Source organism: Microbacterium sp. H1-D42 (assembly GCF_022637555.1).
GTDB lineage: Bacteria > Actinomycetota > Actinomycetes > Actinomycetales > Microbacteriaceae > Microbacterium.
In genome coordinates this window covers 2,244,885-2,257,954 of sequence record NZ_CP093342.1, presented here as the reverse complement: position 1 = coordinate 2,257,954, position 13,070 = coordinate 2,244,885, and the positions used below count along the sequence as shown (strand labels likewise).

Sequence of the window (13,070 nt, the reverse complement as noted above, 5' to 3'; positions counted from 1 at the left end):
GGCATCCGATCGTGAGAACGTCGGATGCCGGGACCGGCCCCGCGGTCAGTCGGTCATCCGCGCCAGCGGGCCCGCAGGTACTGCGGCGGCCAGTCGACAGCCGCGCCCAGTTCGTGCGCCGCGCGCAGCGCGAAGTGCGGGTCGCGCAGCCATTCCCGACCGGCGAAGACAGCATCCGCTGCTCCTGAGGCGAGTACTTCCTCGGCCTGGGCCGCCGATGTGATCATCCCGACGGCACCGGTGCGCACCCGGCCGCCGGCGCGCACCGCGGCGGCGAGCGGCACCTGATATCCAGGGTGCACGTCGATGCGCTGGTGGGCGACGAGCCCGCCACTGGAGACATCGACGAGGTCAGCCCCCGCCTCGATCGCCCACAGCCCGACCTGCGCCGCCTCCTCGGGCGTGAAACCGCCCTCGGCGTGGTCCGTCGCCGAGATCCGCAGGAACACCGGAATGTCCTCGCCCGCCGCCGACCGCACTGCGCACAGCACCTGCAGCAGCAGTCTGGCCCGGTTCGGCAGAGAGCCGCCGTACTCATCGCCCCGCTGGTTCGACAGCGGCGAGAGGAACTGGTGCAGCAGATACCCGTGGGCGCCATGCACTTCGAGCACATCGAATCCGGCATCCACCGCGCGCCTGGTGGCGTCAGCGAAACCGGCGACGACGCCCGCGATCCCCGCGGTGTCCAGCGCGGTCGGCGCAGCGAACCCCTCGAACGCGATCGCGGACGGTGCGGTCGTCGTCCAGCCGCCCTGGGCGGCAGGGACCGATCCCTGCGCTTCTGCCCACGGCCACCACGTCGACGCCTTGCGTCCTGCGTGCGCGAGCTGAACCCCGATCAGAGCACCCCGGTCATGCACATCTTCGACGATCGGCGCCCAGGCATCGCGCTGCTCATCGGTCCAAAGCCCGGTGTCGCGCGGTGAGATGCGCCCCTCGGGGACGACCGCCGTCGCCTCGGCGAGGATCAGTCCCGCGCCCCCTGAGGCGAACTGCGGCAGATGACTGCGATGCCAGCTCTGCGGCATGCCACGGACGGCGCTGTACATGCACATCGGCGACACCCACAGCCGGTTGCGGAAGGTGCGCGCACGCAGGTGCAGCGGGGAGAAGAGCAGACTCACCCCACGACGCTATCGCGGGCGACGAGCGTGGGGCGCGCTAGCGTGGAGTCATGCTGCGGGAGTGGACCAGAGCCGACACGATCGATCTGCTGTCCGTGCCGACGGCGGACGACGACAAGTATTCGCGAGGCGTGGTCGCGCTGCGCACGGGATCCGCAGAGTATCCCGGCGCGGCAGTCCTCGGCGTCGAGGCCGCCTGGCGCAGTGGCGCCGGTTATGTGCGCTACCTCGGCGACGCGGTCGGCGCCGTGCTCGCTCGGCGCCCCGAGACCGTCGCAGGTGCCGACATCGGCGACATGCGCGCGGGGGCATGGGTGATCGGCTCGGGGTCGGATGCTGCGCATCGCAGTGGCCACGAGCAGGCGGTGCTGGTGCGGATTCTGGGCGGCACCGCTCCGGTGGTGGTGGATGCCGGTGCGCTCGACCTCGCCGAGGGTGCGGTTGCTCCACTGGTGCTGACTCCGCACGCGGGGGAGCTGGCGCGCCTTCGACAGCTGCTCGGGCTGGAGGTCGTAGACCTCTCGGCGGAGCAGACGCGGGTCGCGGCGGTCGTGGAGACCGCAGAGCACGTGGGCGCGACCGTGCTGCTGAAGGGCGCGCGCAGCGTGGTCGCGGCTCCGCGCGTGACGCCGATCGTCGTGTCGGGCGCCCCGCACTGGCTCGCCACCGCGGGAACAGGGGACGTGCTCGCCGGCATCCTCGGCACGATGCTGGCGACGAACCCGGACCGCCCGCACTCGGAGGCCGCAGCCGCCGCAGCGTGGCTGCACGGATACGCCGCGGCACTGGCATCCGGAACCGCGGACGGCGGCATCGGGCATCCGATCGTCGCCCTCGACGTCGCCGAGGCGCTGCCCCGCGCCATCGGAGAACTCCTCTCGTGAACGCAGAGTGCGTCGGATGAGACCGCGGACGCTCGCCCTGTGGGCCGCCTTCATCGTCGCGCACGCGCTGGTGACGTGGCTCGGCTGGGTGCTGCCTAATCACCCGATGGGCGACGTTGTACTGGTGTACGAGCCCTGGTCGGCCGCAGCACTCAGCGGCGGTGGCGTGATGGGCATCACCGCCGCGTGGGTGTACCCGCAGCTGGCGCTCGTGCCGATGCTGCTCACCCAGCTGCTCGCGGCACCGCTGACGCCCGCTCTGGGGGCGGACAACGCGTATCTGATCGGCTGGGCGGTGCTGATCACCATCGGCGACCTGCTCGCCTTCGCTGTGCTCGTGGGCCGAGGGCAGGTGCGCCGCCGGCGGCTCGCGGGCTGGTTCTGGATCGGCGCGCTGGTACTGCTCGGTCCGATCGCGCTCTATCGCATCGATGCCGTCACCGTGCCGCTCGCGATCGTCGGCGGGCTGTGGCTCGCGCGACGCCCTGTCGCCGGCACTGTGCTGCTCACCCTCGGCGCATGGGTGAAGATCTGGCCGGGCGCGATCGTGCTCGCAGCGATAGCCGCCGGGCGGCGCTCACCCCGCGTGGCACTGATCGCGGCGTCGGTGAGTGCAGGACTGATCGCGGTGTTCTTCCTGCTCGGAGCTGATCGCGAGCTGTTCGGCTTCCTCACCACGCAGGGCGGTCGCGGCCTGCAGATCGAGGCCGTCGCTGCGACGCCGTTCCTGTGGATGGCAGCCAGCGGCACCGCGGTCATCGACTACAGCATCGAGATCCTCACCTTTCAGATCCGTGCGCCCGGAGCCGATCTCGTATCGATCTGGCTGACGCCGCTCATGGTCGCCATGGTCGCAGGCATCCTCGTGCTCGGGGTGTGGCGTGCGCAGGCCGGGGCCGCGTGGCATCGACTGCTGCCGCCGCTGTCGATGGCGTTCGTCGCAGCGCTGATCGTGTCGAACAAGGTGGGGTCGCCGCAGTTCCAGACCTGGCTGATCGCGCCGGTGATCCTGTGGATCGTGTTCGACCGCGCCCGCGCGCACGCAGCGGCGGCGATGGTGCTGATGCTGTGCGCTCTGACCCTCGCGGTGTACCCGCTCACCTACGACGGACTGCTGCACGCCCACCTGCTGCCGGTGGTGCTGATCACCGCGCGAAATCTGCTGTTGATCGTGCTGCTCGTGCACGCGATCCGCGCCGTCGTCCGGGTACCGGCGTCGGCAGCACGTCCCCACTGACCCACCCCAAACCAGGAGGAATCATGCTCGTCGCATTCTCTGTCGCCCCATCCGGAACCGGCCGCGAGGACGGCTCGGTGCACGACGCGGTCGCCGCAGCCGTCCGAGTGGTGCGCGCATCCGGCCTGCCGCACCGCACCACCAGCATGTTCACCGAGATCGAGGGTCCGGACTGGGACACCGTGATGGCGGTCGTGAAGGCGGCGACGGAGGCCGTGGCGCCGTTCGGCTCGCGGGTGTCGCTCGTGCTGAAGGCCGATATCCGGCCCGGCTACGCAGGGGAGCTGGATGCCAAGCTCGAGCGCCTCGAGGCGGCGATCGACGCGGACGACGCCCGGTAACATGGTCGGGTGACTCCCTCGAAATCTTCGAGGGGTGCGGCGAAGAGGGCGCTCCTCTCTCTCGCCATCGGCAGCTTCGGAATCGGCATGACCGAGTTCGTCGTCATGGGCCTGTTGCCCGACATCGCCGCCGACCTGCTGCCCGCCATGTGGGCCGCGAGCCCGGAGGATGCCCTCAGCCGCACCGGCTGGCTGATCTCGCTGTACGCACTGGGCGTGGTCATCGGGGCTCCGACGATCGCCGGGTACGCCGCGCGCTTCCCGCGGCATCGCGTGATGATCGTGCTCGCCATCGCCCTGACGGCGTTCAACGCGCTCACCGTGGTGCTGCCGACGTTCGAGCTGGTGGCGGCTTCGCGGTTCCTCGCCGGGCTGCCGCACGGCGCCTATTTCGGGATCGGCGCGCTGGTCGCGGCGGACGTGATGGGTCCAGGCAACCGCGCGAAGGGCGTCGCGTTCATCCTCACCGGTCTCACCCTCGCCAATGTCATCGGCGTGCCATTGGGCACGTTCCTCGGTCAGCAGTGGGGATGGCGCGCCGCGTTCGCGGTCGTGACGCTGGTCTTCGCGGTGGGCACGCTCTGCATCGCCCTGTTCGTGCCGCCGCACCCCGGCTCGCCTGGTCGCACGATGCGCGAAGAGCTCGGTGTGTTCCGCGTCAGGCAGGTCTGGTTCACGCTCGGTGTCGGCGCCATCGGCTTCGGCGGATTCTTCGCCGTGTACAGCTACATCGCACCTCTCGTCACGGGGGTCGCGGGGTCGCCGGAGTGGGTCGTGCCGATCGTGCTCGTGCTGATGGGCATCGGCATGACGGCGGGCAACCTCGTCGGCGGGCACCTGGCAGACATCGACCTGCGTCGAACACTGCTGTGGGGCCTCGGCGCGATGGCGGTCGTCTTCGTCGTTCTTGCGGCGCTGTCGTTCTGGATCATCAGTCTCATGGCACTCGTGCTGGTGGTCGGCGCCGTGTCGTCGGTGCTCAGCCCCACGATCCAGACGCGGCTGATGGATGTCTCGGGCGACAATCAATCGATCGCGGCAGCCCTGAACCACTCGGCGCTGAATGTCGGCAACAGCCTCGGCGCGTTCCTCGGCGGGACTGTGATCGCGCTCGGCTGGGGCTTCACCGCACCGGCCTGGGTCGGCGCTGCTCTGGCCGCGGCGGGACTGATCATCGCGCTGGCGTCCTACCGCGTCGAGGAGCGCAGCGCTCCCGCTCTCGAGACCATCGCGGCATAGAGTGACGGGGTGAGCAACCCCGCGCAGTCCACCCGAGAACAGGGCATCCGCGTCGCCGGCACCGCCGTCGTCCTGCGCGACGGCGCAGCGGGGCTCGAGACGCTGATGCTGCGCCGTCCGCCTTCCGGCTCCTTCGCCGGCGCCTGGGTGTTCCCCGGTGGCCGAGTCGACCCCGCCGACCGCGTCGGCGTCGAGACGGAGTCGGATGCTGCGCTGCGCGCCGCCGTGCGCGAGACGTCCGAAGAAGCCTGCATCCGGGTGCATTCACTCGTGCCGCTGTCACTCTGGGTGCCGCCACCGGAGGCACCGGCGAAGTTCCGCACCTGGTTCTTCCTTGCCAGGGAGCAGGGCGATGTGGTGCACGCCAATGCCGGGGAGATCGACGCGGCGGAATGGATGACGCCGCAGTCGGCGTTCACGGCGCACGCCGCCGGCTCGCTCACCCTGTTCCCACCGACCTGGGTGACCCTGCAAGGGCTGCTCGATTACCGCAGCGTCGACGATGCCTTCGCCCAGATCGCTGATGTGGCCTCGTTCGAGACGCGGATGCTGCCTACCGAGACCGGCATGCGAGCGGTGTGGGCAGGGGACGAGGACTACCCGGATGCGGGCGGCGCTGCCGGCTCGCGGCACAGGCTCACGATGGACGCATTGCCCTGGGTGTACGAGCGCCGCTGATCAGCATCCGATCTCGCGGCGTCTCGCAGGCTTGCACCGCGTCAGGACGCCAACAGTCGTTCGAGGTTCTCGGCGACCGGATCGGTCTCGATCAGGAAGCCGTCGTGACCGAAGTCGCTCGTCAGCACGATCGCCTCATCGTCGATCAGGTTCGGGATGCTGCGCGCGATGCGCTGCTGCCCGTCGACGGGGAAAAGCCTGTCGGTGTCGATGCCGAGCACGAGCGTCTTCGCGGTGACGGTGTGCAGGGCCTGCTCGACGCCGCCGCGGTCGCGACCGATGTCGTGCGAGTTCATGGCCTCGACGACGGTGAGGTAGCTGTTCGCGTCGAAGCGGCGGGTGAACTTGTTGCCATGGAAGTCGAGGTAGGACTCGACCGCGAAGCGGCCGCCGCGACCGAGCGGAGACACTCCGGACTGCCATGAGCGCTGGAACCGCTGGTTCAGCTCGATCGGGCTGCGGTAGTTCAGCAGCGCCATGCGGCGGGCAAGAGCGAGCCCGCGATGAGGACCCTCGCCGAGGCCGGCGTCGTAGTACTCGCCGCCCGCGAAGCGCGGGTCCATGCGGACGGTCTCCAGCTGCACGAAGTTCAGCGCCAGTTGGTCGGCGGTGGTGACGGGGGGAGAGGAGAGCACCGCAAGGCGCTCGACGCGCTCCGGTTGCATGACCGCCCACTCCAGAGCGTGCATGCCTCCCATCGAGCCGCCGATCACGGCCGCCCAGCGGTCGATGCCGAGGTGATCGGCCAGCGCGATCTGCGCGGTCACCTGGTCGCGGATCGTCAGATAGGGGAAGCGCGAGGCCCACTCGCGTCCATCGGGGGCGATGCTCGCGGGGCCGGTCGATCCCTGGCATCCACCCAGCATGTTCGGCGCGATCACGAACCAGCGATCGGTGTCGATCGCCGCACCAGGTCCGACGATGTCCTGCCACCAGCCGGCGGTCGGATGCCCGGCGCCGGCGTCCCCCCGCACGTGACTGTCACCGGTGAGCGCATGCAGGATGAGGATCGCGTTGTCGCGGGTCTCGTTCAGCTCGCCCCAGGACTCCCACGCGAGGCGGGTGTTCGGCAGGTGCGCGCCGTTCTCGGTGCGGAAGTCGCCGAGGAACGTGAAGCGCCGGTCTCCGGCCGGGTCGCCGTCGCGCCACGCGCCGGTGGCGGGTGGGCGGGCGCGCAGCAGACGCACGTCGGCCTCGGTCACCGGCGCCGACGGCACCGTGTCCTCAGAGGTCGTCTGCCAGTCCATGGCTCTATTCTCGCGTGCCCGGCAGTGGTGCGCTTGCAGGTTACGCGTGCGGCCGATCAGCGCCGTGGATGTACTGTTGCGATCAAGTCAGGAATTGTCCCGTTGAAAGGGGGCGCAAGGATGCGCCGATTTGCTCTCGTCCTTGCGCTAGTCGGGTTGCTGATCCCCGCAGCGGTCGCGACATCGCCCCCGGCGGCCGCCGCCTCCGTGATGAGCGGACGGATCGAGAAGGTGGCAGTGTTGTTCGACGAGGGACCGCGGCTCGACATCTACGGATGGTCCAAGGACCTGCGCGACATCTACACCAACAACAACCTCGTGCGTGTGACGGTCACTGGACCCGACGGTCGACCGGTGGCGACCTCCTTCGAGCAGCCTCTCCTGTCGACGCAGTCGTTCACGAACGGCGTGAATGACCATCGGGACAAGGATCCGAGGTTCGGCAACACGGTGCATCACGGATTCTGGACCACCGCAGACGTATCGAAGCCGGGCACTTACACGGTGTGCGCGAAGGCGGCGCCCGGGCACCCGTCGCCGACCGCCGCCAGCTGGACCAGCCTCGGCTGCAGCAAGGCCACGGTTCCGATCAGGAGTATCAAGGGCGGCCTCACGTCCGTCGGAGCCCACTCAGGCAGGTCCGGACTGTACATCGATGGATGGGCAGCGGACAGCTGGGATCGCACCGGGGTCAGCGCTGAGATCGAGGTCGACTGGCAGGGGCCCGCTGAGGTTCCCGGCAGCGCACGGCCAGTGCCGGGCTTCTACGGGATGCCGGCAACGGCCGAGCCGTCCGACGCGCTTGTCGCCCAGCACCCGGGCGTCGTTGGCCTGCGGGGGATGACAGCCGTCATCGACCCTGCGCCACCCGGCAGATACACCGTGTGCGCCACCTTCCGAGACGACAGCGGCTTGAGCGTTCCGCAGTCGTGCGTGACAGCGACTGTCACCGCCGCGTACGTAACCCAGGATCTGGTGGCACCGACGGGGGACACCCTGGCAGTCGGCAGTAAGGTGTCGCTGACACCCGCGTCGTGGGCGCCCGCAGATGCGAAGGTCGTCGACCGGCTCGTTCTGGGGCAGCCGCCGCTGTGGACGGAGAGCGTGGATCTGACGCATGGCGTGCTCGCCACCGCTGCGCCTGGTGGGGCACTGCTCGTTCCGCCATCGGTCGCGGGGCGCAGGGTCTGTCTCGTCGAGACCGCCACGGTGGCCGGTGGGATCCCGATGAGCCAGTACTTCTGCTATCGAGCGATTGTCGACGCCACCGTGACCAGAGCTGCCGGCGCCGACCGATACGCGACGGCGGCCGCGATCTCACGCGCGGCGTTCCCGAAAACCGGTCCACGAACGGTCTACATCGCCTCGGGAACCTCTTTCGCCGATGCGCTGTCGGCGGGACCCGTGGTCGCGAAGACCGGCTCTTCGCTGCTGCTCACCGGCGCGACGGCGCTGCCCGCAGCGACGAAGGCCGAGCTGCTCCGGCTGCGTCCGGCCAAGGTCGTCGTCGTCGGCGGCACGGGTGTCGTCTCGAACGGCGTGCTTTCGCAACTGCGAGCGCTGGGCCCGTCGGTGACTCGCATCGGCGGAGCGGACCGCTATGCGACGTCGCGGGCCGTCATCGCGTCGGCATATGGTGGCGGCGCCGGCCAGCGGGTGCTCATCGCGACCGGACGGGACTTTCCAGATGCGCTTTCAGCTGTTCCCGCGGCACAGACGCTTTCGGCGCCGGTCCTGCTCGTGGACGGCAAATCGCGCAAGGCCGATGCCGCTACACTCGCGGCGCTCAAGCGGCTCGGCACGAAACGCGTCACTGTCCTCGGTGGCGCCGGCGCTGTGTCAACGGGAGTCGCTTCTTCGTTCGGCAAGGGCATCGCCGTCGACCGAGTCTCCGGAATCGACCGATACGCGACGTCCATCGCTGTATCGCGCCTGGCAGCGCCAGGAACGGCCCCGCATGCCTACATCGCTTTCGGCGGAGCATTCCCGGATGCGCTCGCCGCGGCATCCCTGCAGAAGACGGCACCCGGTCCGCTCTACCTCTCGTCGGCCGAGTGCATGCCGGTTGCGACGATCACCGATCTGGTCCGCACCAAGGCGCAGAAGGTGACGCTTCTGGGTGGGAGCGGTGCGCTTTCCTTCGATGCACCTGTCGCCTGTGCGCCATGAGATGAGTGTTGGCACGCACGATGCCCCTGGACTTTACAGTCCAGGGGCGTCGTCTCTGCTGACCGGTGAGGGTCAGGCGCGGGCGGCCTCGGTGACCTGACGCGCGGCTGCGAGGGCCTGGTCGAGGTCGGCCTTGAGGTCGGCGACGTTCTCGAGACCGACCGAGAGGCGCACCAGGCCCGGCGTGACGCCGGCGGTGAGCTGCTGCTCGGGCGAGAGCTGCGAGTGGGTGGTGGATGCCGGGTGGATGACCAGCGAGCGTACATCGCCGATGTTGGCGAGGTGGCTGAACAGCGACAGGCTGTTGACGAACTCGCGACCGGCGCCGACGCCGCCCTTCAGTTCGAACGAGAGAACCGCGCCGACACCCTTGGGGGCGTACTGGTTGGCCTTGGCGTACCACGGCGACGAGGGCAGACCCGAGTAGTTCACTGAGGCGACGTCGTCGTGGTTCTCAAGCCACTCGGCGATCTCCTGAGCGTTCTGCACGTGGCGCTCGATGCGCAGCGACAGCGTCTCGACGCCCTGGATGAGGTTCCAGGCGCTCTGCGGCGCGATCGCCGAGCCGAGGTCGCGCAGCAGTTGCACGCGGGCCTTGATGATGTAGGCCAGGCCGTCGCCGACCGCCGTGGTGTAGCTGGCGCCGTGGTAGGACGGGTCAGGCTCCGTCAGTCCGGGGAACTTGTCGACGTGCTCGGACCACTTGAAGGTGCCGCCGTCGACGATCGCGCCGCCGATCGTGGTGCCATGACCGCCGAGGAACTTGGTCACAGAGTGGATGACGATGTCGGCACCGTGCTCGAACGGGCGGATCAGGTACGGCGTGGCGATCGTGTTGTCGACGATCAGCGGCACGTTGTTCTCGTGCGCGATGTCGGCGATCGTGCGGATGTCGAGCACGTTGATCTTCGGGTTGCCGATGGTCTCGGCGAAGAGCAGCTTCGTGGTCGGGCGGATGGCCGCACGCCACTCGTCGGCGTCGTCCTGGTTCTCGACGAACGTGACCTCGACTCCGAGCTTCGCGAGCGTGTACTTGAAGAGGTTGTAGGTGCCGCCGTAGATCGAGCTGGACGCGACGAAGTGGTCGCCCGCCTCAGCGATGTTGAGGATCGCGAACGTCGATGCGGCCTGGCCGCTGGAGAGCACGAGGGCGCCGGTGCCCCCCTCGAGGGCTGCGAGGCGCTGCTCGAGCACGTCCTGCGTCGGGTTCTGGATGCGGGTGTAGATGTTGCCGAACTCGGCCAGCGCGAACAGATTCGCTGCGTGGTCGGCGTTGTCGAACACGTAGGAGGTGGTCTGGTAGATCGGCGTGGCACGCGACTTGGTGACCGGGTCGGGCGCTGCGCCCGAGTGGATCTGCTTGGTCTCGAAGCGCCAGTTCTCAGCTGCGGACATGGAGTTCTCCCGGGAGTCAGGGTGTGCGGGTATGCGTCATGCGGCGGGATGCCTTGCACCGAGAGTACGGATCGGCGCATCCGTCAACAAGCGACGGGAAATGTTACGTAACACTTCCGCGACCGGCATTCGCCGCGAAAAGCCGTACGGTGGATGCATGGTGAACAGACGTGCCGTGGTGACCGGAGCGAGTACCGGAATCGGGGAGGCGACTGTGCGCGCGCTGCGCGCACAGGGCTGGGATGTCGTCGGCGTCGCACGACGCGAGCAGCGGCTGGCCGCGCTCGCCGCCGAGACCGGCGCCTCGGCGATCGCGTGCGACCTGACGGACTCGGATGCTGTCGACGCGCTCGTGCGCGAATTGGAGCGCACCGGCCCCGTGCACGCGCTCGTGCAGGTCGCGGGCGGCGCCCGTGGGACCGACAGCGTCGAGGGCGGCTCGGTCTCGGACTGGCAGTGGATGTTCGACGCGAACGTGCTGTCCACGCAGCGGCTGGTCGCCGGCATCCTGCCGCTGCTGCGCAAGGCCGCGGCAGCAGACGGACATGCCGACACCGTGTTCGTCACTTCGACCGCGGCGCAGACTCCCTATCCCGGCGGAGCCGGCTACAACGCTGCGAAGGCCGCCGAGACGATGCTCGTGAAGGTGCTGCGGCAGGAGCTCAACGGCGAGCCGATCCGGGTGGTGGAGGTGGCCCCTGGCATGGTGCACACCGAGGAGTTCACCCTGAACCGGCTGGGCGGAGACAGCGTCGCGGCCGAGGCCGTGTACGCCGGAGTCGAGGAGCCGTTGCTGGCCGAGGATGTCGCCGATGTCATCGCCTACGCGCTGAACGCGCCCCGCCGCGTCAACCTCGACCTGATCACGATGCGCCCGGTCGCCCAGTCCGCGCAGCACCTGCTGGCGCGTGGTCCGCTGCACGTGCGCACTGACGTCGACTGATGCCGCACAGCCTCGCCGAACTGGCTGACGAAGGCCTCATCGATCGCGGTTGGGCGCAGGCCCTGGCGCCGGTGCAGCCTCTGATCTCCGAGCTGGGCGAGCGGCTGCGCGCCGAGCAGGCCGCCGGCCACGGCTACCTGCCAACCGGCGCCAATGTGCTGCGAGCGTTCCAGCGGCCCCTCGCCGACGTGCGAGTGCTGATCACCGGCCAGGACCCGTACCCTACACCAGGGCATCCGATCGGCCTCTCGTTCGCCGTGGACCGCGACGTGCGCCCGCTGCCCCGCAGCCTCGGCAACATCTACAAGGAGCGCGCGAGTGACCTCGGCATCCCGCCCGCCCCGCACGGCGATCTGACGGCGTGGAGCGATCAGGGCGTGCTGCTGCTGAACAGGGTGCTCACCGTGCGGCCGGGGGCCGCGGCATCCCACCGCGGTTGGGGCTGGGAGCAGGTCACCGAGCTCGCGATCCGCACCCTCGTCGATCGGCAGCGGCCGCTGGTGGCGGTTCTGTGGGGGAGGGATGCCGCGGGCCTGCGGCCGATGCTCGGTGCTACCCCTGTGATCGAGTCTGCGCATCCATCGCCGCTGTCGGCCAGTCGCGGCTTCTTCGGCTCTCGTCCGTTCTCGCGGGCGAACGCCGTGCTGGAGCAGGCGGGCGCCGAGCCAATCGACTGGCGCGTGGGCGGTGAAGCGTGAGCGCGCTGACGATCCGGCCGGTGTCGGATGCTGACATGCCTGCCATCCGGGAGATCTACAACCACTACGTGCGCACCTCGACCGCAACCTACGACGAGGTGGAGTCCACCGGCGAGACGTGGGCCGAGAAGCGGACGCGTATCGAATCCGCCGGCATCCCGTTCCTCGTCGCGGCATCCGCTGATGGCGAGGTGCTGGGGTACGCCCTCGGCCAGCCGTGGTCACCCAAGGCGGCGTACCGGTTCACCATCGAGAACTCGATCTACCTCTCGCCGACAGCCGCAGGCCGGGGCATCGGGTGGGCACTGCTCGCCGAGTTCCTCGACGCGTGCCGACGCGCGGGTCTGCGTCAGGTGATCGCCGTGATCGCCGACCGCGGAGCCGAGGCTTCGATCGCGCTGCACCACAAGGCGGGATTCACCGATGCGGGGCACCTGACGGACGTGGGCGAGAAGTTCGGCATGCCGCTGGGCGTTCACCTCATGCAGAAGGCACTCCGGCAGGGCGGCGAACGCCCTGCCAGAGCGGGATCAGCGCAGCAGTGACATCAGATGCGCTGCCGCCTCATCACGGTTCAGCGCTGCCAGTGGCGCGATGCGGAGCACATAGCGCCCGAACAGGAACCCGACGATGACGGTGAGCAGACGCCGGCCCCGGGCCAGCCCGAATTCTTCGATCAGCGGCTTGATCACGGCGCTGTCGATATAGGCGCCGACCGTATCGGAGGCGCGGTCGCCGGCGGCGTAACTGCCGGCGGCCTCGCGCAGTCTCGGGCCGATCCGCGGGTCCTCCCACGCGGCAAGGATTCCCTGGGCGAGGCGTCTGAGGTCGATCCGGCCGCTCTCGTCCCTTGCCAGCGCGACCACGTCGTGCGGTGCGACCCACGCGCCGATCACGGCCGCCACAAGGCCATCACGCGAACCGAAGTGATAATTGACCAGCGTGTGGCTCACACCCGCTTCGTCTGCCAGCGCGCGGGACGACACCTCTGCGAGGTCGCCAGCCTCCAGATGGCGGCGGGCGGCGTCGATCAGGCTCTGGCGTGCAAGGCCGGCACTCGCGGGTCGGCCCCTTCGGCTATTGACCACCATCGCATGATCGCATCGCGCCGGGCA

At 69.3% G+C, this 13,070-nt stretch carries 13 protein-coding genes; 9 read left to right on the top strand and 4 right to left on the bottom strand.

What is annotated here, in order from left to right; genetic code table 11:
• Positions 1-53: 53 nt before the first annotated feature.
• Entirely contained in the window at positions 54-1,124 is a 1,071-nt protein-coding gene (locus MNR00_RS10815; RefSeq protein WP_241925935.1) for an NADH:flavin oxidoreductase/NADH oxidase, read from the bottom strand.
• A 50-nt stretch (positions 1,125-1,174) separates the two neighbouring features.
• Between MNR00_RS10815 and MNR00_RS10810 the strand changes: the two genes are divergently transcribed.
• From MNR00_RS10810 to MNR00_RS10790, 5 genes are read left to right on the top strand one after another with little or no spacing between them, the layout of a single operon-like run.
• On the top strand, positions 1,175-2,008 hold the full coding sequence (locus MNR00_RS10810; protein ID WP_241925934.1) for an ADP/ATP-dependent (S)-NAD(P)H-hydrate dehydratase: 834 nt from the start codon (positions 1,175-1,177) through the stop codon (positions 2,006-2,008).
• Between the two features lie 16 nt (positions 2,009-2,024).
• Positions 2,025-3,245, top strand: coding sequence for a hypothetical protein (locus MNR00_RS10805; protein WP_241925933.1), 1,221 nt, complete (start codon positions 2,025-2,027; stop codon positions 3,243-3,245).
• 23 nt (positions 3,246-3,268) lie between these two features.
• Entirely contained in the window at positions 3,269-3,586 is a 318-nt protein-coding gene (locus MNR00_RS10800) for a thiamine-binding protein (RefSeq protein WP_241925932.1), read from the top strand.
• Between the two features lie 9 nt (positions 3,587-3,595).
• Positions 3,596-4,825 carry an MFS transporter gene (locus tag MNR00_RS10795; RefSeq protein WP_347271910.1) on the top strand — a complete coding sequence of 410 codons (1,230 nt, stop codon included), beginning with the start codon at positions 3,596-3,598 and terminating at the stop codon, positions 4,823-4,825.
• Between the two features lie 9 nt (positions 4,826-4,834).
• Positions 4,835-5,503, top strand: a complete 669-nt coding sequence (locus tag MNR00_RS10790; RefSeq protein WP_241925930.1) for an NUDIX hydrolase — start codon at positions 4,835-4,837, stop codon at positions 5,501-5,503.
• A gap of 41 nt (positions 5,504-5,544) precedes the next feature.
• On the opposite strand, the gene MNR00_RS10785 is transcribed toward MNR00_RS10790, so the two are convergent.
• On the bottom strand, positions 5,545-6,750 hold the full coding sequence (locus tag MNR00_RS10785; protein ID WP_241925929.1) for a homoserine O-acetyltransferase: 1,206 nt from the start codon (positions 6,748-6,750) through the stop codon (positions 5,545-5,547).
• 120 nt (positions 6,751-6,870) lie between these two features.
• Between MNR00_RS10785 and MNR00_RS10780 the strand changes: the two genes are divergently transcribed.
• The gene (locus MNR00_RS10780; RefSeq protein WP_241925928.1) at positions 6,871-8,919 is read left to right on the top strand and encodes a cell wall-binding repeat-containing protein; all 2,049 of its coding nucleotides are present in this window, start codon (positions 6,871-6,873) and stop codon (positions 8,917-8,919) included.
• Positions 8,920-8,991: 72 nt separating this feature from the next.
• Here the strand turns inward: MNR00_RS10780 and MNR00_RS10775 are convergent, their stop codons facing one another.
• The gene (locus MNR00_RS10775) at positions 8,992-10,314 is read right to left on the bottom strand and encodes a bifunctional o-acetylhomoserine/o-acetylserine sulfhydrylase (protein WP_241925927.1); all 1,323 of its coding nucleotides are present in this window, start codon (positions 10,312-10,314) and stop codon (positions 8,992-8,994) included.
• A 157-nt stretch (positions 10,315-10,471) separates the two neighbouring features.
• Between MNR00_RS10775 and MNR00_RS10770 the strand changes: the two genes are divergently transcribed.
• From MNR00_RS10770 to MNR00_RS10760, 3 genes are read left to right on the top strand one after another with little or no spacing between them, the layout of a single operon-like run.
• Positions 10,472-11,257: an SDR family oxidoreductase gene (locus MNR00_RS10770; RefSeq protein WP_241925926.1), complete on the top strand. Its 786-nt coding sequence runs from the start codon at positions 10,472-10,474 to the stop codon at positions 11,255-11,257.
• Positions 11,257-11,955 carry a uracil-DNA glycosylase gene (locus MNR00_RS10765; protein WP_241925925.1) on the top strand — a complete coding sequence of 233 codons (699 nt, stop codon included), beginning with the start codon at positions 11,257-11,259 and terminating at the stop codon, positions 11,953-11,955. Before MNR00_RS10770 ends, MNR00_RS10765 begins: the two co-directional genes overlap by 1 nt.
• A complete protein-coding gene (locus MNR00_RS10760) occupies positions 11,952-12,500 on the top strand; it encodes a GNAT family N-acetyltransferase (protein ID WP_241925924.1) in 549 nt (182 codons plus the stop codon). Before MNR00_RS10765 ends, MNR00_RS10760 begins: the two co-directional genes overlap by 4 nt.
• Here MNR00_RS10760 and MNR00_RS10755 read toward each other — a convergent pair.
• Positions 12,486-13,043 carry a TetR/AcrR family transcriptional regulator gene (locus MNR00_RS10755; protein WP_241925923.1) on the bottom strand — a complete coding sequence of 186 codons (558 nt, stop codon included), beginning with the start codon at positions 13,041-13,043 and terminating at the stop codon, positions 12,486-12,488. The genes MNR00_RS10760 and MNR00_RS10755 overlap by 15 nt on opposite strands.
• Positions 13,044-13,070 lie beyond the last annotated feature (27 nt).

Coding starts and splice junctions, on each gene's coding strand:
- MNR00_RS10810 (WP_241925934.1), top strand. CDS start 1,175: ATGCTGCGGGAGTGGACCAGAGCCGACACGATCGATCTGCTGTCCGTG.
- MNR00_RS10805 (WP_241925933.1), top strand. CDS start 2,025: ATGAGACCGCGGACGCTCGCCCTGTGGGCCGCCTTCATCGTCGCGCAC.
- MNR00_RS10800 (WP_241925932.1), top strand. CDS start 3,269: ATGCTCGTCGCATTCTCTGTCGCCCCATCCGGAACCGGCCGCGAGGAC.
- MNR00_RS10785 (WP_241925929.1), bottom strand. CDS start 6,750: ATGGACTGGCAGACGACCTCTGAGGACACGGTGCCGTCGGCGCCGGTG.
- MNR00_RS10780 (WP_241925928.1), top strand. CDS start 6,871: ATGCGCCGATTTGCTCTCGTCCTTGCGCTAGTCGGGTTGCTGATCCCC.
- MNR00_RS10775 (WP_241925927.1), bottom strand. CDS start 10,314: ATGTCCGCAGCTGAGAACTGGCGCTTCGAGACCAAGCAGATCCACTCG.
- MNR00_RS10770 (WP_241925926.1), top strand. CDS start 10,472: ATGGTGAACAGACGTGCCGTGGTGACCGGAGCGAGTACCGGAATCGGG.
- MNR00_RS10765 (WP_241925925.1), top strand. CDS start 11,257: ATGCCGCACAGCCTCGCCGAACTGGCTGACGAAGGCCTCATCGATCGC.